Origin of the sequence: Halorubrum sp. DM2 (assembly GCF_901686465.1) — an archaeon.
Classification (GTDB): domain Archaea; phylum Halobacteriota; class Halobacteria; order Halobacteriales; family Haloferacaceae; genus Halorubrum.
Map to the genome: position 1 here is coordinate 2,486,103 of NZ_LR594487.1, position 17,755 is coordinate 2,503,857.

The window sequence follows — 17,755 nt, forward strand, 5'->3', positions numbered from 1 at the left end:
GGCCCCCTCGTCGGACGCGACGGTGTCCAGTCAGGCCGTGATTACTTTGTGATCGGTGCGCGTAGGATCGACGTATGCTGTCGATGACCGTCGCCGGCGGGGCGTCCCGCGATCCGACCGACGACCGATGACGGTACGTACCGACGACCGATGACGGTACGTACCGACGACCGATGACGGTACGCATCCCAGTCCGCGAGCCGCCCACGTCGGTCCCCGGGGACCGCATCGGACTCCCCGAGGCCGTCCTCGCCGAACTCGGGGTCGGTCTCGGCGACTCGGTCGCCGTCGAAGGCGCGCACCGCGTCGTCGCTCCCGTCGTCGCGGTCGACGACGGGTCGCGGGCCGTCTTCCTCCCCGAACGACTCCGCCGGACCGCGGGCGTCGAGCCGGGCGAGACCGTGACCGTGTCGGCCTCGGACCTCCCCGTCGCGTCGGCGATCACCCTTCGGCTCCGCCAGTCGGTCGACTTAGCGCGGAGCGAGGACGCGATCCGCCGCCGGCTCGACCGCCGGGTCGTCGCGGTCGGCGACGAGTTCGAGGTCACCCGCCTCGGCGGTGCCCTCACGCTCCGGTTCGACGTGCGCGACGTGGCCCCGTCGTCGCCGGCCGTCGTCGGCGACGAGACCGAGATCACCGTCGCGGCCGACGAGGGGGCCCCGGCCGTCGTCGCCGAACGCCCGGACGGTCTCGGGGTCGACGTCGTCCCGACGGCCACGTTCGAGCGCCTCCGTGAGGCGGTCGCGACCCGGTTCGACGCCGCGGACACCTTCGAGTCGGCGGGGTACCCGACGCTGGGGCTGCTCCTTCACGGGCCGCGCGGGTCGGGGAAGACGACGCTTGTCGAGGGCGTCGCGGCCGCGACCGGCGCGACGCTCGTCCGCGTCTCGGCGGCCAGGCTCCGCGGCGAGCGGGCCAGCAACCAGACGGACCAGCTCGACCGCGTCGTCGAGAGCGTCCCGGCGGGAGAGCCGACCGTGGTCCTCCTCGACGACCTCGAAGCGCTCGGCACCGACGACGGCGGCGGCTCCGCGCTGGCCGACCGGCTCCGATCGACCATCGACGAGCTCCGCGCCGGCGAGCGGACGGTCGTGATCGGCGCGACGACCGACCCGAGCGGCGTGCCGTCGGCGCTGCGTCGCGGCGGGCGGTTCGACCGCGAGATAGCGGTCGAGCCGCTGACGACCGCGGAGCGGCGAGCGGCCCTCGAATCGCTGTGTTCGGGCGCGTCGCTCGCCATGGATGTCGACTTCGAGTCGATCGCCGCACGGCTCAACGGGTACGTGTTCGCCGACCTGACCGTCCTCGTGGACGCGGCGTTGGAGCGCGCGGTCCGGCGCGACGGCCGGTCCGCGATCCGGATGACCGACTTCGACGCCGCGCTCGACGAGGTCGAGCCGACCGGCCTCCGGGAGGTCACGGTCGAGTTCCCCGCGGTCGGCTGGGACGAGGTCGGCGGCCTGGAGCCGGCCAAACGCGAACTCGTGCGCGCGGTGTACTGGCCGCTAGAGTACGCCGACCGCTTCGCCGAGATGGGGATCGACCCCCCGTCGGGCGTGCTCCTTCACGGGCCGCCGGGAACCGGGAAGACGCTGCTCGCGCGGGCCGCGGCGAGCCTCAGCGACGCGAACTTCATCCCGGTGAACGGTCCCGAGCTGCTGGACAAGTACGTCGGCGCGAGCGAGCAGGCGGTCCGCGACCTGTTCGCCACCGCGCGCGAGAACGCGCCGGCGGTGGTCTTCTTCGACGAGGTCGACGCCGTCTCGCCGAAGCGCCGGGGCGACGACACGGGTGCCGGCGAGCGCGTCGTGTCGCAGCTTCTGACAGAGCTAGACGGGCTGGAGCCGCTCACCGACGTCGTGGTGATCGCGGCGACCAACCGCCCGGACAACATCGACGAGGCGCTGCTCCGCCCGGGACGGATCGAGAAGGCGGTCGAGACGCCGCTCCCCGACCGGGACGCGCGCCGCGAAATCCTGCGGATCCACGCGCGGGAGATGCCGGTCGCGTCCGACGTCGACCTCGACGCCGTCGCCGACCGCACCGCCGGGTATAGCGGCGGCGACCTCGCGGCGCTGGTCCGGGAGGCCGGACTGCTCGCGATCGAGGACGGGATCGTCGACGACGGCCCGACGACCGACTCGACCGTCGGTCGCGGCCACTTCGAACGCGCGCTCTTAGAGACGTCGCCGTCGACCCGCGACGGGCGGGCCGGCGTCGAGCCGTCGGCGGACGACCGACCGGAGAGCGATCGATCGGCGGAGTGAGACGCCCGCCACGCGGGCGTTAGCTCGGTTCCTCGTGGAGGTTGAGGACGAAGTAGACGACCCCGACCATGGCGAGCAGCTCCAGCGCCGCCATCGTCCAGAACCGTACGTTGAACCCGCCCCCCGGCTCCTGTAGCGTCGGTATCAGGAAGATCCCGACGAACGCGGTCACGACGCAGACGGCGATCCCGACGACGGAGCGTGTACGCAGCACTGGCGGCTGTTCGGTGTTTGTGTCAGTCATGTCAAAAAATGAACCGCGAACGGTTATTTATCTGCTGTTCGGCTCCTTCCGACGTGCGAGCCGATCAGTCCGCGGCCTGCGCGTCAGCGCCGGCGGACGGCTCGGGTGCCTCGGTCCCGCCGATGATGGCGCGGCTGCGAAGCAGGATGAAGCCGAAGCCGACCTTGGCCAGGACGTCGAGAACCATGAACAGCAGAGTCTCGACGCCGAGGCCGACGACGCCGGTACCCTCGGTGCCGACGATCCACAGGATCGGATACGCCGTCCAGAGGACCAAGACCAACGCGGTCAGCGTGTTGAACAGCTTCGCAACGTCGGGGCCGCGCTCCTTCGCCGCGGCGCGCAGGCTCGTGGCGAGGAAGTACAGCACGACGATCATCGCGATCGTGCTGAACAGCCACCACGTGTACCGCGCGAGCGGCGTGTGTGAGAGCGCGCCGATGAGACCGGTGACGATCATCAGCGCGTCGACGCCGACGAGCGTACCGATCGTCGAGCGGTCGACCTTCGCCAGCAGGGCGAGGTCGAGCAGCAGCAGCGGCGTGGTGAACAGCCAGTCCGCGTACCGCGCGTAGTAGATGTCGAGTACTTCGCCACCGACCGTGACTTCCGTCAGGCCGATGCCGAAGAACATCGACAGGTACGCCGCCGACGCGATCCCCGGAATGAGGATCGTGATCGAGTAGTACTCACGGGCCTCCTTGTCGGTGACCCCCCATCCCTTGACGAGGAAGTAGAAGGTCCCGATGAGCATTAGTATCGTGCCGATTCCCAACCATAGTGTCTCGGGGCGTCCGTCCCCGAGTAGGTCGTATCCCGCCTGTAGCGCTATCGGGTCCATACCCACATCCTGATACAGTATATACTCTATTGAGATCGATGCCAACCTAGTCAGGTATCGGCGGCGGTGGACGCCCGATAGCGGGAGCGTTCGGGCCGCCATCGTCGGCGTCACACTTCGGTTCGGGGGAAACCTTGTCGGCCCGAAAGTAATGAACCTGGGGACCTACGGGTGGTACATGGTAGACGATGACGCCGAAGCGGAAGCGGAATCGACCGCCGAGACCACCGCGGAACGAGAGGCCGAGACCGAGGCGACCGACGACGTCACCATCGACGTCGAGGCGATCGACGCGTACGAACAGCGCATCGAGGAGCTGTCCACCGCGGTCGAGGAGCGCGAGGACACGATCGAGGAGCTTCAGTCGGTCGTCGAAGAGCAGTCCGAACAGATCGAGACGCTCGAAAACCAGTTCTTGGATCTGTCCGCGCGCGTCGCGGACGGACGGAACCTCGGCGTCTGCCCCGAGTGTAACGGGCCGACGGAGAAGAAGGAACGGCTGTTCAGATCGGACACGATCGAGTGCACGCGCTGCGGCGAAGTGATCCACACGTACTGAGTCCTCCTTCCTCTCCCCGTCGGCGCGGCTGAGCGACGGCGGGCGCAAAGGGGCGAGGCGGCGTATAAAACACCCAATAATGACGACGAGACCCTAACTCCGTAAGAACCGTATCTGCTGGTATGTCGACGTCGACGGCGGGTCCGGTACGGCGGCTTCTCGGTGAACCAGAACGGACGGCTATCGGTGCGTCGCGCGCCGCGTTGCTCCTGCTCGCGGTCGGATTCGGCGCGTTGTCCGCGGCGGGCACCGACATCTCGCTCCGGACGCAGATGATCGCGTACCTCGTCGGGATGGTCGCGCTGAACCTCCCGCACGGGGGGTACGAACACTTCTCGAACCTCCGTCGGCGGGGCCTCCCGTTCGGCGCGCGGTACGTGGGGCTGTACGTCGGCTTCGTCGCGACGTTCGTGGCGCTGTTCGTCGTCGCTCCCCTGCCGGCGCTCGCGCTCGCGTTCGGGACCGCGGTCGCGAAGGGGGGACACGGCGACCTCCGCGTGATGGACGCGCTGGTCGGCACCGACCACCTCCCGACGCGGCCACAGCGCGCGCTCGCCGCACTGGTCCGCGGCGGAGCCGTGATGATCGTCCCCGCCGTCTTCTGGACCGACACCTTCTACGGGTTCACCGGCATCATGCTCGGCGTCTTCGACGGGCAGTTGGCCGGTCCCGCCGCCTCGTCGCCGGAGGCGTTCACCACGGCGCTCGGTGCCGCGTACGGACTCGCCGTGGTCGCGCACCTCGGCGGCGGGCTCGCGACCAGTTGGCGTTCCACCGGCGGCGTCAGCCGGTCGTGGCTGCTCGATGCCGCCGAGACGCTGCTGCTCGTCGCGTACTTCGCGCTCGTGCCCGTGGTCGTCGCCATCGGGCTCTACTTCCCGCTGTGGTACTCGATGCGCCAGTCGGCCCGGAGTATGGTCGTCGAGCGCGAGCGCCCCAGCCGGACCGAGGGCGTCTCGCTCGTCGTGGCGTGGGGCGTCCTCGTCGTCGGCGCGCTGGCGACGGCGACGGTCGCCGTCACCCTCTGGACCGTCGCGCCGAACCCGCTTGCCGGCGGCTCGCTGCTGTCCGGTGCCGTCGCCTTCTACACCATCTTCGTCTGCGTCATCGCGCTTCCGCACGTCGTCGTCGGCGAGTGGCTCGACTTCGGGCGCGGCATCTGGCACGTGCCCTGATCCCCGGTAATCCCCCCGGTGAACGAGATAACAAGCCCTAAAACCCGTCTCGTCGACCGGTACGGTATGCCTCTGCGGTTCGCCCGGCGGCTCGGGCTCGCGGACGCCGTGACCGTGGCCAACGCCGCCGTCGGCTTCCTCGCCGTCGTCGCCGCGACGGTCGACGTGGCGCTCGCGGCCCGGCTCGTCCTCCTCGCCGCGGTCGCGGACGGACTCGACGGCGTCGTCGCCCGCCACCGCGGGTCGACCCCGGCCGGTCCGTACCTCGACTCGCTGGCGGACGTCGCCTCCTTCGGCGTCGCGCCCGCGGCGTTAGTCGCCGCGGTCGTCGGCGACGGCCGCTCGTTCGCGACCGACCCCGTCCTCGTCGCCGCCGGCGTCGGCGCGGGCGCGCTGTTCGTCGCCGCCGCGGTCGCCCGGCTCGGCCTCTACACCGCCGACGAGGACGGCTCCCGCGAGACGGTCGGCGTCCCGACCACGCTGGCGGCGACGGTGCTCGCGGCCGCCGTCATCGCGGGCTACACCGCCCCGCTCCTCCTCGTCGTGGCCACGGTGACGTTCGCGCTGCTCATGGGGTCGACGGTCACGTACCCGGACCTCCACGCGCAGGACGCGCTCGTGATGGGCGTCGTTCAGGCGGCGGTGATCGTCACCCCCGCCGGCCACATGGCGACGGACGCGCTCCCCGCGTGGATCGGCGAGGGGTTCGCGTTCGCGCTGCTGTTCCTCTCCTGTGGCTACCTCCTCCTCGGCCCGCGCTTCTACTGGGGCGACGGGATCCGCGCGCCGCCGGGACTGCGCCGGTGACGGCGGGGATGCGGACAACGAACTCGCCGGTGGTGAGTTGTCGGAAAAAGTCGCGATGAGAGTCGTCGGGGGAACTGCGCCGAGGACGTGGGAGGCCTTACAGGAGGCCGTCGAAGTCCTTGTACCGGGTGATGTCGACGCCGTCATCGGTGACGACGGCGACGTTGATCCCGTTGCCGGACGCGAGGTCGCGCTCGACGGCGGACTGGATCGCCTTCGCGGCGATGGTCTTCGCCTCGTCGATGGTAACGCCGTCGTCGTACTCCTGTTCTAAGACGCCGAGCGCGTACTGCGACCCGGAGCCGGTGACGGTGTACTCTTCCTCGGTCGTGCCGCCGAGGGGGTCGATAGAGTAGATGTGCGACCCCTCGTCGTCGACGCCGCCGAGGATCGGACTGACGACGAAGAACGCGCCGGAGCGGAGGAGGTTCCCCGTCAGCGTCGACAGCGCTTCCATCGACATGTCCTTTCCGCGGCGGGCCTCGTAGAGGCTCGTCTCGGCGCGGAGCGTCGAAATCAGGTTCTGCGCCGGGGAGACGGAGCCGGCGATGGTGAGAGCGCCGCGAGGGTGGACTTCCTCGACCTTCTGGACGTCCTTCGACGAGACCATGCCGCCGAGCGAGGCTCGCATGTCCGTCGCGAGGACGACGCCGTCGGCCGTCTTGATGCCGACGGTCGTCGTTCCCGTCTTCATGCCTTCGCCCTCGCCGCCAGCGGCGGCGCGCTGCTCGCTCTGGTCGAACTCGCCGAGCTCCGGTCCGAAGACCGGCTGGTCGCGGCCGAGTTCGACGGACGGGCCGTCCGAGAGGTTGTCAGTCGGTGTTCGCATTACGCATCTGTTGGCCCGGCGCGCGGATAAAGGCAACCCTTCGGGGGCCGCCGACCGGTTCCGACGAACCTATCCGTCGCCGGGCTACGACCGGCGGACGGCGACGAGACGCGTGGTCTCGAAGCCGGCGGCGACCGGAGACGAGACGAACGACCGCCGACGCCGATGACGCGGTCGCTCGGGGTCGGTCCGGGATTCAGTCGGCGACGCGAAAACGAACCGTGCCGGTCGATTACTCCTCGTCCGCGGTCTCGAACGCCTCGGTGGTGGTCTCGACGAGCCGGCCGACGGGGATGTTGATACCGAGACGCTGACGCGCGAAGACCGCCACCGGGAAAAGCGAGATCCCGGCGGCGACGGTCGCTTGGTGGAGCCCGACGAGGGCCGCCGTTCGGATGCGGTCGAACATTGAACTTCTGCCCGACCCGAACGCGGGGACGTATAAATATCTTCCGTGGCCGCGTCCGAGACGATCCCGACGCAGTCGTGCGGTATTCGATCGTCGCTTACCGATCCCGAAACTTCGCTCCCGACGCGGCGATCGACGCGTATCCAACGCCGGTCGGACCCAGTGTATCTCCATAACTTATGCGAATTCACGGCGGTTCGTGCGCCTCGCATCGGCCCGATTTCGGCGGCTTCATCTAGCCCGCGAACCGCCCGGCTACGGCCCCGCGTCGGACCGAACTGAATATAACTGGGTGGGCACCTACCACGTCGTGTGCAGAACGTCACGGACCGGATCCGGAACCCGTTCGGGATGCGCCCCGACTGCCCGTCGTTCGTCCCGGGCTACGGCGACGCCAACGCCGACTTCCACGTCGTCGGCGACCGTCCGGGCGTCCACGGCGGGACCGCGGCCGGCGTCCCGTTCACCGGCGAGACGTGGTCGCCCGCCTTCCTGTCGGCGCTGTCGGCGGCCGGGCTGATCGCGGGGGTCGCGGACGGGGTTACCCCCGACGGCGTCCCGCGCGAGGGAGACCCGACCGCGAGCGACCCGATCCGAACCGCCCGAACGTTCCTCTCGTACCTCCACATGTGCGCGAGCGAGGAGCCGCCGGACGAGGACTCCTACGCCGACATGGAGCGGTTCTTCGACGCCGAACTCCGCGCCATCGCGGCCCACGTGCTTCTCCCGGTGGGCGCGCGAGCGACGGAACGCGTCCTTGAGACCTACACCGCGCGGGCTTGGAAGACCGAGATCGACATGGACGCGCTCCACGGCGAGGAGCTGCTCGGCGCGGGCTGGCTCGTCGTGCCGATCAAAGACCCCGCCGACTGGGCGGACGGCGACGCCGACCGCCTCGTCGCCGCGTTGGGAGAGCTTCGGTCGACTGATTTCCGCCGCGAGAGCGACCTCGGCCGGTTCATCGCCGGCGACGAACCGTATCTGGTCCGCTGACGCGACCCCTCCGCTGACGTGGTCGCTCCGCTTCGAACACCGGGAATCCGCCTGTTTTCCCCGGATAGACGTGAACTTTCTTCGGCAAAGCGCGCGCTTGATACGGAGATACGGCAGTAATTAGTCGAATCTACGCACGATTGTTTCTCTCCAAACCGAAAGAGTGTCATATTTGTCGCTACTGCTCGGATTTTATATCCGTCCTGTCGATCCTTACGCAGACGCCCGGACGATCGGGCGTCGGCCGCAGGACTGGTACTCCACGCGGCGACTTGGTCAGTTCCGGCCCTCATCGGCCGGTTTTTCCTCGGCGCACAGCGCCTCGACGTACTTCCCGACGTGGTCGTCCATCCGCCGCTTGTAGCCCGCCCGCCGCGCGAGTCGGTCGAGTTCGCGGGAGACGTACGTGCCGTACTGGACCGCCTTCTTGTCCGCGGTAGCGACCGACTCCGGCACGCGCTCGCCCGTGACGCGGCGGAGCGCGACCTTCCGCTCGTCGCCGTCGACGAGCAGGTCGTCGGGGAGCGCCAGTGCGGCCGCGACCACGCGGTCGTCGAGCAGCGGCGTCGCCGGCTCGACCCCGGCGGCGCGGAGCGCGAGCACGTCCCGCTCCAGTTGGTCGGGCAGCGTGCGGACGGTCTCGGTCCGCGCCCCGCGGACGGTGTCGGCGTCGACGCGGGAGTCCTGCGCGGGGTCGACGACCTTGCTGTAACCGCCGAACAGTTCGTCCGCCCCCTGTCCGACCGCGAGCCGGCCGAACCCGTCCGCGGCGGCCGCCTCGGCGGTCAGGTACAGCGGCACCGCGATGGCGACGTCCATCGGGTTTCGGCGGTCCGTGGCGGCCGCGACCGCGCGGACGGCGCGTTTCAGGTCGTCGTGCGTCACCTCGACGACCCGCAGGTCGCGACCCATCGCGCCCGCCGCCTCTCGCGCGGCCGAGACGTCGTGGCACCCCTCGAAGCCGGCGACGTAGCAGGGGGCCTCGGGGACGGCGGCCGCGACGACGCCGGAGTCGACGCCGCCGGAGAAAGCGACCGCGAGGTCGCCGCCGTCGCCCTCGTCTCCGTCGTCCGCGCTCGCGGACCGGGCCGAGGCCGCGAGGTCGTCGAGCGCGCCGCTCACCGCGTCGTCGACGGCCGACAGCGCGACCTCGCGGTCCGCGGTCGCGTCCGGCTCCGGGAGCCGCCAGACGCGCTCGGTTCCGCCCGCCGAGACGACGCCGCCGGCCGGGACCGATTCGGGGTCGTCGAGCGCGTTCCGGTCGACGTTCCACGCGCCGGGCGCGGTCGGGTCTCGGTCAGTCTCGGGGTCGAGCGCGTCGCGCTCGGCGAACAGCGGCTGCCGGCCGAGGACGTCACGGACGAGGACCGGTCCCGTTCGGCCCGGAGGGTCGGTCAGCAGCCCGGCGAAACCGCGGCCGCCGGGAAGGGGGTCACCGTCGCGGAGGGCGGCGCGGACCCGGTCGGCGTCGGTCCCTCGGAGAACGGAACCGTCGTCGTCGGGCGGCGTGGTCGGCGACATCGCGGTCACCGAAGCGAGTCGAGCGCGCGGAGCGCGCGGCGCTTCGCGCCCCCGCCGAACTGCTTGAGCGACACCCGCCACGGGGTGCGCTTGCCGACGACGCTGGTCCGGCCGTCGGCGATCCCCTGAAGGATCGCGTCGGCCGAGCGCTTGTCCGCGCCCACCTCGGTCACCGCCTGCCCGACCATCTCAGAGATATGCGCGTCACTGCCGGCGGTCATCGGAACCCCGTTGCGGACGGCGAACTTCTCCGCCTGGCGGTTCGAGCGCCCGGTGAACAGCCGGGAGTTGTACACCTCGATGGCGTCGGCGCTCGCCAACTGCTCCTCCGTGACGTGCGCGGCGACGCCGTGGCGGGACTTCTGGAACGGGTGGGGGACGACCGCGATCCCGCCCTGATCGCGGATCCGGTCGAGCGTCTCGTCGAAGGGGAGGCCGCTCTCGACGCGCTCCTCGATCCCGAACGCGAGGACGTGGCCGACCGCCGAGGTCACCTCCATGCCGACGATACCCACCAGCCCGTAGTCGGGGGCCTTCTCGGCCGCCTCGACGCTGGCGTCGATCTCGTCGTGGTCGGTGACGGCGAGCGCGTCGAGCCCGACCGCGGCCGCCTGCTCCAAGAGCAGGTCGACCGGGTCGCGCCCGTCGTACGACAGCGCGGAGTGCGCGTGTAGCTCGACCGATAGCACGACTCTCCGTTCGCGGGTCTGGATAAAAAGCGCCCCGGTCCGCGCCGGTTCGCGGCGATACCGGCCGAACTCGTCCGATCCGACCGATCGTGAGCTACGTCGATCATCGGGCTACTCTGCGGTGGCGCGCGCCTCCGAGCGCCCTACTGGGCGCGAGGAGCGCCGCGCGAGGGAGTCGGTCGCCGGAGCGAAGCGACGGCGACCGACGAGGCTGGGGAGGTGTGAGGCTGTGCTGTGCGGGGCGGGATTCGAAGGGGCAGTCGCGAGGCGGGCAGAGGCGACGTAAGCACCGCAGGAGCGAACGAAGTGAGCGACGAGGAGCGCAGCGAGCGTCTGTCCGCCTCGCGACTGGGGCTTCGGCGGTCTCGGTCACAAAGTCGTTCGTGGCGAAACCAGTCACGTAAAGCCGATCGACTGGGGCTTCGGCGGTCTCGGTCACAGCATCGGTTCCGTAGTATCGAGCGGTCGAGGCTTCGGCGGCGAACACCGTCGAACCACTGCCAGTCACTCACAAGTGAAAAGCGGAATCGACGAACTCCGAAAAGACGACTCCGCGAGAATCGATCTAGAACGCGCTCTCGCCGACCGTCTTCCGATACGTCCCGACTCCGCGATGTTCCGTCTCGTCCCACGACGTCACGTCGACGAGGACCCGGGTGTTCACGGCGTCCGCCGGCGCGTCCTCGATCCGGAGCGTCGAGTCGCCGATGCGGGCGACCGCCGCCCCGCGTTCGCCGTCACCCTCGGTCCCGGTCACCATCACTTCGATCGTGTCGCCGACCGCGTAGTCCGGTGTCGACCCCCGGAACGAGAACCCGGCGAGGAACTTGTCGAAGACGCTCATGCGCGCGACACCTCCTCGGAGATGCGGTCGGGAATGTACTCCCGCCCGAAGCCGGTGATCGCGGCGAGGACGAAGATCGCCACGAGGAACCAGCCGTGGAACACGTAGGGCACGACCTCGATCGGGTTCACGATCATCGCGTCGGTGCCGTACTCAGCGCCGAGGCCGTCCGGGCCGACCATCACCTGATACCCGACGAGGACGCCCCCGGCCCACGGGAAGATGTAGCCGAGCGCGGAGGTGTTCGCGTCCAAGATGTTCGCGCGCCGGTACCCGTTGATGTTGAACTTCTCGCCGATGCGGGCGATGTAGGGCGCGATCGCGATCTCGGCGGCGGTGTTGATCGTGATCATCCCGTTGATCGTCGCGGTGCCGAGGACCATCGTCAGTTCCGCCCGGCGGACGGTCGTCGCGACGCGGTTCAGCAGGAACTCCTGGATCGCCTCGAAGCCGCCGCCGCGGATCATGACCTGCGCCATCGCGACGATGAGCAGCGTGAGGACGATAAGCGGGAAGAAGCCGACCGCGCCCGAGTAGAGGCTCCCGCCGACGCCGGCGGTCTCGCCGACCGCGACGAACGGCAGCGAGGCGAACGCGCCGGCCTCGGTGACGGTGAAGGCGACGATGTCGCTCGCGCTCGACAGCCCGAGCAGGAGGTTGAAGACGACGGCGACGACCAGCCCCCACGAGATCGCCTCGACGATGTGGCGGCCGGCGACCGCGGTGACGATGACGACGCCCATCGAGAGCAGGTGGACGAGCCCGAGCGCGTTCGCGGACTCGCGGAGCGCGGCCGAGCCCTCTAAGCTTACGCCGCCCATGATCGACCCGGCGATCAGGTACGCCGCGAACGCCGGGATCGCGGCCGCGATCGCGTACTTGAACCGCGAGGCGACGACGCCGCCGATGTCGGCGTCTTGGGTCACCGCGCTCACGATCGTCGTGTCGCTGACGGGCGCGAGGTTGTCGCCGAACACCGCGCCGGAGAGGATCGCGGCGAAGAGCAGGACGGGGTTCGCGCCGATGAGGACGCCGGCCGGGAAAAAGAGCGTCACGAACGCGACGGTCGCGCCGTAGCCCGTGCCGATCCCGGTCGCGAGGAGGCCGCAAAGTACGAACGCGGCCGCGGGGAACGTGTTCGCGCCGACGTTCAGGGCGTCGGCCGCGAAGATGAGCCCCTCGACGAAGCCGCCGACCTGGATCGTCTCGGCGAACATCCCGGCCCACAGCCACGCCACAATCGCGGTCGCGGCCACGCGCTGGGTCATCCCCTCGAAGATGGTGTCAGCGTACGCCTTCCAGTCGCCCCGGACGAGGAACATCCCGAGCGTCGTCCCGACCAGCGCGCCGACGACGAGCCCGTTTGTGTCGCCGATCCCGAGGACGCCGCTCTGGAAGATCGCCCAGGCGATGAAGAAGACGAGCGGGACCGTGCTCGCCCACTTGCCCCCGCGGAACTCGATCCGCGGGCCGTCGTCGCTCCCGTCGCCGACGCCGAACTCGCTGCCGTCGGGCGGCTCCCCGCCGTCCGCCGCGGGCGGGCCGCCGTCTGCTGTCTCGGTCATCTGAGTCTCACACGCCTCCGCAGACCGACGACCCACGTAAATCCCCGTGTCCGCTCCGTCCGACGCGATCGGCGTGGCCGCGCCACAAGAACACGCTTATCAACCCCGACACCGACGGCACAGACGGGAACAGCACAGCTGCAGATCCGACGTGCCGGGGGCCTCTTCGCCCGCGGCTTGGGAATGTAGCAGTGCGCCGACGCCTCCGGCGTCGCGGTCGCGCGGTCCGCTCGCGCGGGCCGTCCGGTCGGACCGCTCGGTCCGCGAGGGGTTCGTAGCCGCGCCGCGCGGAGTCGCGGTCACGTTGCGGTTGTGCCGTTCCAACTCACAGCCAATGGCACGAATGCACACGCGCCGTCGCGGTTCGTCCGGTTCGGACAAACCGGCGACGGACGAGACCCCGGAGTGGAGCGACGTCGACGCCGAGGACATCGAGTCCCGCGTCGTCGAACTGGCGGAGCAGGGCCACGACCCCAGCGTCATCGGCCTCAAGCTGCGCGACGAGGGCGTCAAGGGCGTCCTGGTCCCCGACGTGAAGCTGGCGACCGGTAAGAAGCTCACCGAGATCTTAGAAGAGCACGACGCCGACGCCGACATCCCCGAGGACCTCCGTAACCTCATGTCGCAGGCGATCCGCCTGCGCGAGCACATGGAGGAGAACGGGCAGGACCACCAGAACAAGCGCGCGCTCCAGAACACGGAGTCGAAGATCCGTCGCCTCGCGAACTACTACCGCGGCGACGAGATCGACGAGGAGTTCACGTACACCTACGAGAACGCGGTCGAGTACCTCGAGGAGTAACGCGGCCACACGCGGCGGTATCCGCGACACCGACCATCCAATCCACATGACCGAAGCGACGTCCGCCACGCCCGCCCCCGACGCGCTCGCCGGCGTCCTCGCAGACGCGCCGTTCGTCCGGCTCGTCGCGACCGACGACGGCGACGCGCTGGCGGCCGCGGGGCTGCTCGCGCGAGCGCTCCGAGCGACGGGCACGCCGTTTCAGGCGAGAGTCGATCCCGACCCGGTCCCCGACGACGTCGACGACGGCGTCGCGGTGACCGTCGGGGTCGACCGCGGACCGCACGCGGTTCCCGGGGCCGGCCGACCGGCCAGCACGGCGGCCTTCGCGGTCGCCCGCGCGCTCGGCGTCGAACCCGACCCCGTAGTCGCGCTGGCCGGCGTCGTCGCGGCGGGGTCGATCCCCGGTGCCGACGGCTCTGGCGACGCGCTCGACGCCGCGGAACGGGCCGGCCGCGTCGAGCGGCGGCCCGGCGTCGCGCTCCCTGCCTCTGGCGGGACCGACGTGGACCCGTCGCAGGCCGAGGCCCTCGCGGCCTCGACGCTCGTTTCGACGCGCTACTCCGGCGACCCCGAGGCGGCGCGCGACGCGCTCGCCCCCCTCGGGCTGCCGGCCGACCCCGACGACGACGACCGGCGGCGCTTCGCGTCGCTGGTCGCGGTCGACGCGGTCGACGGCGACGACGCCAGCGACCGCGCGGCCTCGTCGGTCGAGCGCGCGCTCCGCCCGTACGCGACGGACGGCCCGTTCGAGACGGTCGGCGGCTACGCCGACGTGCTCGACGCGCTCGCCCGGGAGGCACCCGGAACCGGGATCGCGCTCGCGGTCGCGAGCGACCCGGACGAGTCGCTTCGGACGGCCGCGCTCGACGCGTGGTCTCGCCACGGACTGGCGGCCCACCGCGCGCTCGACGCGGCGACGGTCGGCCGGTACGACGGCTGCGTCGTCGCCCGCGTCGACGCCGACGCGGTCGACGCGTCCCCCGCGATCCTGCCGACGGTCGCCCGGCTCGTCCGGGACTTCCGGTCGCCGGAGCCGGTCGCGGTCGCGGTCGACGAGACCGCGGGCCGGCTCGCGGCCGCCGGCGGGCGCACGGGAGACGACGCGGTCGCGCTCGGCGACGCCTGCCGGACTGCCGCCGCCGAAGTCGGCGGCGACGGCTGGGGGACCGCCGCGCGCGGCGGAATCGCGGTCGACGACGCGGACGGGGACGGACTCACCGCGGCGCTGGCAGCGCTCAGGGAGGCGATCTGAGATGGTCGACGACGCCTCGACCCCGGACGACGCCGCGTCTCCGGACGCTGCGACTCTGGACGACGCCGCGCCGGCCGGCGGCGACGCCGACCGGACCGCGACGGTGCGAACGACGCACGCCGACGCCGCGACGGTCGCGGCCGCGCTCGGGCCGGACGAGACCGACTCGATGCGCACGCGCGTCGACGGCGACGTCGTCGCCTGTACCGTCGCGCGACCGACGACGGGCGGACTCCAGTCGACGCTGGACGACCATCTCGTGAACCTGCGCGTCGCCGACCGCGTTATCGAGCGCGGACGCGCACACCTCGGGAACGACTCCGCGGACACCGCAGACTCCACGCACCGCTCCGACTCCACAGACGAACCGCAGACGACCGACACCGACACACCAACCGACACATGAGCGAACGATCCGTATCCAAGAGCAGAGAACAGAAGCGCTGGTACACCGTGTTAGCGCCCGAACAGTTCGACCGGCAGGAGCTCGGCGAGACCCTCGCCGAGGAGCCCCAGCAGGTCGTCGGGCGCACGATCACGACGACGCTCGATCAGCTGACGGGCGACTCCAACGCGAACAACACGAAGCTGACCTTCAAGATCACCGACGTGGGCAGCGACTCGGCGTACACCGAGTTCATCAAGTACGAGCTGACGCGCGACTACCTGCGCTCGCTCGTCCGCCGCGGTGCCTCGAAGGTCGAGGCGTCGATCACGGTGCTGACGACCGACGACTACCGCATCCGCGTCCAGCCCGTCGCGCTGACGACGAAGAAGGCGGACCGCTCGCAGGAGAAGGCGATCCGCCGCGTGATGATCGACAAGGTCCACGCCGCCGCCGAGGAGCGCACCTTCGAGGCGTTCGTCGACGCGATCGTCGACGGGAACCTCTCGTCGGCCATCTACGGCGACGCCAAGGAGATCTACCCGCTGCGCCGCGTCGAGGTCCAGAAGCTGACCCTCGAAGCGCGCCCGCGTGAGGTCGCCGCCGAGGAGGAGACCGCCGTCGACGTCGACGCCGACGAAGTGGCCGTCGACGAGTAACGCCGTCGCCGACCCGCGACCGACTTTCTCCGTTTATCGACCTGAGAGCGGTGCCGCCGATCCCCGTTTCGACCGACCGGCAGGGGCGAGCGTGCGACCTGTCCGCATCTTCCGATATCCGGGAGACGAAAGCTTGAAACGCCGCTCGCCCGACCTGACAGGTATGGAACTGCGGGTCATCGAAAAGACCGACACGGAGCTCAACATCGAGATCGCGGGGGAGGACCACACGTTCATGAACGTGCTGAAGGGGGCGTTACTGGAGTCCGAGGACGTCGCGGCCGCGACCTACGACGTGAACCCCGAGCAGTCGGGCGGCCAGACCGAGCCGGTCCTCACCGTCAAGTCGGAGGAGGGCGACCCGCTCGACGTGCTCGCCGACGCTGCCGGGTCGATCACCGAGCGCACGGACGCGCTGCGCGACGCGGTCCGCGCGGCCTGAGCCTCTCTCACCGGTCTCTCACGCCGACGGCCGGCGTCGTTTTTTCGCTCCGAACAGCTGTCGCTTTCGGATCAACCGGCGGCACCCTCACCGCGCGGTCGCCCCCGCGGGAGGGGCATACCTAAGTGGTGACTCTCGAAACGGGGGGGTATGCCGCCGAGCGTACTCATGCTGGGATGGGGGTTCCCGCCGAACATCACCGGCGGACTCGACGTCCACGTCGGCGAACTGTTCACCGGGCTGCGCGACGACCTCGGCGTCGACGTCACGCTGGTGTTGCCCGCGGAGTTCGCGCCCGACGACGGGCCGGGACTCGAACCGGTCGAGACGGGCGAGGGCGACGTGGCCGCACGCGTGGGACAGCTCTCCGACCGCTTCGCCGAGCTCGCGCCGGATCACGACGTGATCCACACGCACGACTGGTTCGGCTACGGCCCCGGTCGCGCCGCCGCCCGCGAGTCGGACGCCACCTGGGTATCGTCGTTCCACTCGCTGGCGAGCGACCGTAACATCGACCCGCCGAGCCGCGAGGTCGAGACCGAGCGCCGGCTCGCGAACGCCGCCGACACGAACATCGCGGTCAGCGAGATCGTCCGCGAGGACATCAGGGAGCTGTACGACGCGGACTCGCGGGTCGTGTACAACGGCTTCTCGACGCCGACGTTCTCCGGGAAAGACGTCCGTTCGGACCTCGGGATCGACGGCGAGATGCTGTTCTTCGTCGGGCGACACACCGACCAGAAGGGGATCTCCCACCTCCTGTACGCGATGAAGAAGCTCCGCGGCCGCGACGCGACGCTCGTCGTCGGCGGGTCGGGCCACCAGACCGAGCAGCTGAAGCGGTTCGTCGAGCTGATCGGCATCGAGGACCGCGTCGAGTTCGTCGGCTACGTCCCCGAAGCCGAACTGGGCGACTACTACGCCGCGTCGGACGCGTTCGTCTCGCCGTCGTACGCGGAGCCGTTCGGGATCACTATCACCGAGGCGCTGGAGGCGGGGACGCAGGTCGTCGCGACCCGCTCGGGCGTCGCCGAGGTGCTGCCCGACGACTGCCTCGTGGAGGTCGAGACGGACTCGGAGTCGATCGTCGACGGGATGATCGAGGCGCTCGACCGCGAGGAACCGCCGACCTACGAGCGCCGCGAGTGGTCGGCGGTCGTCGACGACACGCTCGCCGTGTACGAAGACGTGGCGTAGCCGCCGTTGAACTTTTTCCTCGTCGCTGAATAGACTATTGCGGACGGCGCGTGCCGACGAGCGCCCGGAGGGCGCGAGTCGCACGCGCGAGGGAGTCGCTGGCGGTCGGAGCGGAGCGACGACCGTCAGCGACGAGGCTGGGGAGGCGTGAGGCGCGGTGCTGGGCGGTGTGGGGCGGGACTCGAAGGGGCAGTCGCGAGGCGGGCGCAGGCGACGCAAGCACTGGAAGGAGCGAGCGTAGCGAGCGACTGAAGCGCACAGCGAGCGTGCGC

At 70.4% G+C, this 17,755-nt stretch carries 19 protein-coding genes; 11 read left to right on the plus strand and 8 right to left on the minus strand.

Going from position 1 to position 17,755, the window contains the following annotated elements; all coding sequences use genetic code 11:
- The first annotated feature begins 173 nt into the window (after positions 1 to 173).
- Complete coding sequence (locus QOL69_RS12510) at positions 174 to 2,267, plus strand: AAA family ATPase (protein WP_283403437.1); 2,094 nt, start codon at positions 174 to 176, stop codon at positions 2,265 to 2,267.
- A 19-nt stretch (positions 2,268 to 2,286) separates the two neighbouring features.
- Here QOL69_RS12510 and QOL69_RS12515 read toward each other — a convergent pair whose 3' ends face one another.
- Together QOL69_RS12515 and QOL69_RS12520 are read right to left on the minus strand one after the other, a co-directional pair.
- Positions 2,287 to 2,511, minus strand: coding sequence for a hypothetical protein (locus QOL69_RS12515; protein WP_048077494.1), 225 nt, complete (start codon positions 2,509 to 2,511; stop codon positions 2,287 to 2,289).
- A gap of 64 nt (positions 2,512 to 2,575) precedes the next feature.
- On the minus strand, positions 2,576 to 3,352 hold the full coding sequence (locus QOL69_RS12520) for a bacteriorhodopsin (protein ID WP_079890635.1): 777 nt from the start codon (positions 3,350 to 3,352) through the stop codon (positions 2,576 to 2,578).
- Between the two features lie 178 nt (positions 3,353 to 3,530).
- Here QOL69_RS12520 and QOL69_RS12525 point away from each other — a divergent pair, with 178 nt between their 5' ends.
- The 3 genes from QOL69_RS12525 to QOL69_RS12535 all read left to right on the plus strand — a co-directional run bounded on the left by QOL69_RS12525 (position 3,531) and on the right by QOL69_RS12535 (position 5,893).
- On the plus strand, positions 3,531 to 3,911 hold the full coding sequence (locus tag QOL69_RS12525) for a SlyX family protein (RefSeq protein ID WP_283403438.1): 381 nt from the start codon (positions 3,531 to 3,533) through the stop codon (positions 3,909 to 3,911).
- Between the two features lie 122 nt (positions 3,912 to 4,033).
- Positions 4,034 to 5,086: a Brp/Blh family beta-carotene 15,15'-dioxygenase gene (locus QOL69_RS12530; RefSeq protein ID WP_283403439.1), complete on the plus strand. Its 1,053-nt coding sequence runs from the start codon at positions 4,034 to 4,036 to the stop codon at positions 5,084 to 5,086.
- 66 nt (positions 5,087 to 5,152) lie between these two features.
- Complete coding sequence (locus QOL69_RS12535; protein WP_283403440.1) at positions 5,153 to 5,893, plus strand: protein sorting system archaetidylserine synthase; 741 nt, start codon at positions 5,153 to 5,155, stop codon at positions 5,891 to 5,893.
- A gap of 97 nt (positions 5,894 to 5,990) precedes the next feature.
- On the opposite strand, the gene psmB is transcribed toward QOL69_RS12535, so the two are convergent.
- Both psmB and QOL69_RS12545 read right to left on the minus strand, forming a co-directional pair.
- Positions 5,991 to 6,722 carry an archaeal proteasome endopeptidase complex subunit beta gene (psmB, locus tag QOL69_RS12540; RefSeq protein WP_283403441.1) on the minus strand — a complete coding sequence of 244 codons (732 nt, stop codon included), beginning with the start codon at positions 6,720 to 6,722 and terminating at the stop codon, positions 5,991 to 5,993.
- A 232-nt stretch (positions 6,723 to 6,954) separates the two neighbouring features.
- On the minus strand, positions 6,955 to 7,131 hold the full coding sequence (locus QOL69_RS12545) for a hypothetical protein (protein WP_283403442.1): 177 nt from the start codon (positions 7,129 to 7,131) through the stop codon (positions 6,955 to 6,957).
- A gap of 312 nt (positions 7,132 to 7,443) precedes the next feature.
- Here QOL69_RS12545 and QOL69_RS12550 point away from each other — a divergent pair, with 312 nt between their 5' ends.
- Positions 7,444 to 8,124: a uracil-DNA glycosylase family protein gene (locus tag QOL69_RS12550; RefSeq protein WP_283403443.1), complete on the plus strand. Its 681-nt coding sequence runs from the start codon at positions 7,444 to 7,446 to the stop codon at positions 8,122 to 8,124.
- Positions 8,125 to 8,400: 276 nt separating this feature from the next.
- Here the strand turns inward: QOL69_RS12550 and QOL69_RS12555 are convergent, their stop codons facing one another.
- The 4 genes from QOL69_RS12555 to QOL69_RS12570 form a co-directional block, all read right to left on the minus strand.
- Complete coding sequence (locus QOL69_RS12555) at positions 8,401 to 9,645, minus strand: asparagine synthase C-terminal domain-containing protein (protein WP_283403444.1); 1,245 nt, start codon at positions 9,643 to 9,645, stop codon at positions 8,401 to 8,403.
- Positions 9,646 to 9,650: 5 nt separating this feature from the next.
- Positions 9,651 to 10,334 (minus strand): PHP domain-containing protein, encoded by a 684-nt coding sequence (locus QOL69_RS12560; protein ID WP_283403445.1) that lies wholly within the window; start codon positions 10,332 to 10,334, stop codon positions 9,651 to 9,653.
- Positions 10,335 to 10,899: 565 nt separating this feature from the next.
- Complete coding sequence (locus QOL69_RS12565) at positions 10,900 to 11,178, minus strand: DUF7513 family protein (RefSeq protein WP_048077492.1); 279 nt, start codon at positions 11,176 to 11,178, stop codon at positions 10,900 to 10,902.
- A complete protein-coding gene (locus QOL69_RS12570) occupies positions 11,175 to 12,743 on the minus strand; it encodes a Na+/H+ antiporter NhaC family protein (RefSeq protein ID WP_283403446.1) in 1,569 nt (522 codons plus the stop codon). The genes QOL69_RS12565 and QOL69_RS12570 overlap by 4 nt, the downstream gene beginning before the upstream one ends.
- A 334-nt stretch (positions 12,744 to 13,077) precedes the next feature.
- On the opposite strand from QOL69_RS12570, the gene QOL69_RS12575 reads away from it, so the two are divergent.
- The 6 genes from QOL69_RS12575 (at position 13,078) to QOL69_RS12600 (ending at position 17,483) form a co-directional block, all read left to right on the plus strand.
- Positions 13,078 to 13,545, plus strand: a complete 468-nt coding sequence (locus QOL69_RS12575) for a 30S ribosomal protein S15 (RefSeq protein WP_283403447.1) — start codon at positions 13,078 to 13,080, stop codon at positions 13,543 to 13,545.
- A gap of 46 nt (positions 13,546 to 13,591) precedes the next feature.
- The gene (locus QOL69_RS12580) at positions 13,592 to 14,800 is read left to right on the plus strand and encodes an exonuclease RecJ (RefSeq protein WP_283403448.1); all 1,209 of its coding nucleotides are present in this window, start codon (positions 13,592 to 13,594) and stop codon (positions 14,798 to 14,800) included.
- Position 14,801: 1 nt separating this feature from the next.
- The gene (locus QOL69_RS12585; RefSeq protein ID WP_283403449.1) at positions 14,802 to 15,206 is read left to right on the plus strand and encodes a KEOPS complex subunit Pcc1; all 405 of its coding nucleotides are present in this window, start codon (positions 14,802 to 14,804) and stop codon (positions 15,204 to 15,206) included.
- A complete protein-coding gene (locus QOL69_RS12590) occupies positions 15,203 to 15,844 on the plus strand; it encodes a 30S ribosomal protein S3ae (RefSeq protein WP_048078499.1) in 642 nt (213 codons plus the stop codon). The genes QOL69_RS12585 and QOL69_RS12590 overlap by 4 nt, the downstream gene beginning before the upstream one ends.
- Positions 15,845 to 16,007: 163 nt before the next feature.
- Positions 16,008 to 16,286, plus strand: a complete 279-nt coding sequence (locus tag QOL69_RS12595; protein ID WP_283403450.1) for a DNA-directed RNA polymerase subunit L — start codon at positions 16,008 to 16,010, stop codon at positions 16,284 to 16,286.
- Positions 16,287 to 16,454: 168 nt separating this feature from the next.
- Complete coding sequence (locus tag QOL69_RS12600) at positions 16,455 to 17,483, plus strand: glycosyltransferase family 4 protein (RefSeq protein ID WP_283404244.1); 1,029 nt, start codon at positions 16,455 to 16,457, stop codon at positions 17,481 to 17,483.
- The last annotated feature ends 272 nt before the right edge of the window (positions 17,484 to 17,755 follow it).

Excerpts from the sequence above, each read along its gene's own strand:
- QOL69_RS12590 (WP_048078499.1), top strand. The coding sequence starts at position 15,203 with ATGAGCGAACGATCCGTATCCAAGAGCAGAGAACAGAAGCGCTGGTAC.
- QOL69_RS12555 (WP_283403444.1), bottom strand. The coding sequence starts at position 9,645 with ATGTCGCCGACCACGCCGCCCGACGACGACGGTTCCGTTCTCCGAGGG.
- QOL69_RS12530 (WP_283403439.1), top strand. The coding sequence starts at position 4,034 with ATGTCGACGTCGACGGCGGGTCCGGTACGGCGGCTTCTCGGTGAACCA.
- QOL69_RS12580 (WP_283403448.1), top strand. The coding sequence starts at position 13,592 with ATGACCGAAGCGACGTCCGCCACGCCCGCCCCCGACGCGCTCGCCGGC.
- QOL69_RS12585 (WP_283403449.1), top strand. The coding sequence starts at position 14,802 with ATGGTCGACGACGCCTCGACCCCGGACGACGCCGCGTCTCCGGACGCT.
- QOL69_RS12565 (WP_048077492.1), bottom strand. The coding sequence starts at position 11,178 with ATGAGCGTCTTCGACAAGTTCCTCGCCGGGTTCTCGTTCCGGGGGTCG.
- QOL69_RS12600 (WP_283404244.1), top strand. The coding sequence starts at position 16,455 with ATGCTGGGATGGGGGTTCCCGCCGAACATCACCGGCGGACTCGACGTC.
- QOL69_RS12545 (WP_283403442.1), bottom strand. The coding sequence starts at position 7,131 with ATGTTCGACCGCATCCGAACGGCGGCCCTCGTCGGGCTCCACCAAGCG.
- psmB (WP_283403441.1), bottom strand. The coding sequence starts at position 6,722 with ATGCGAACACCGACTGACAACCTCTCGGACGGCCCGTCCGTCGAACTC.
- QOL69_RS12595 (WP_283403450.1), top strand. The coding sequence starts at position 16,008 with ATGGAACTGCGGGTCATCGAAAAGACCGACACGGAGCTCAACATCGAG.
- QOL69_RS12570 (WP_283403446.1), bottom strand. The coding sequence starts at position 12,743 with ATGACCGAGACAGCAGACGGCGGCCCGCCCGCGGCGGACGGCGGGGAG.
- QOL69_RS12575 (WP_283403447.1), top strand. The coding sequence starts at position 13,078 with ATGGCACGAATGCACACGCGCCGTCGCGGTTCGTCCGGTTCGGACAAA.
- QOL69_RS12525 (WP_283403438.1), top strand. The coding sequence starts at position 3,531 with ATGGTAGACGATGACGCCGAAGCGGAAGCGGAATCGACCGCCGAGACC.
- QOL69_RS12510 (WP_283403437.1), top strand. The coding sequence starts at position 174 with ATGACGGTACGCATCCCAGTCCGCGAGCCGCCCACGTCGGTCCCCGGG.
- QOL69_RS12535 (WP_283403440.1), top strand. The coding sequence starts at position 5,153 with ATGCCTCTGCGGTTCGCCCGGCGGCTCGGGCTCGCGGACGCCGTGACC.
- QOL69_RS12515 (WP_048077494.1), bottom strand. The coding sequence starts at position 2,511 with ATGACTGACACAAACACCGAACAGCCGCCAGTGCTGCGTACACGCTCC.
- QOL69_RS12520 (WP_079890635.1), bottom strand. The coding sequence starts at position 3,352 with ATGGACCCGATAGCGCTACAGGCGGGATACGACCTACTCGGGGACGGA.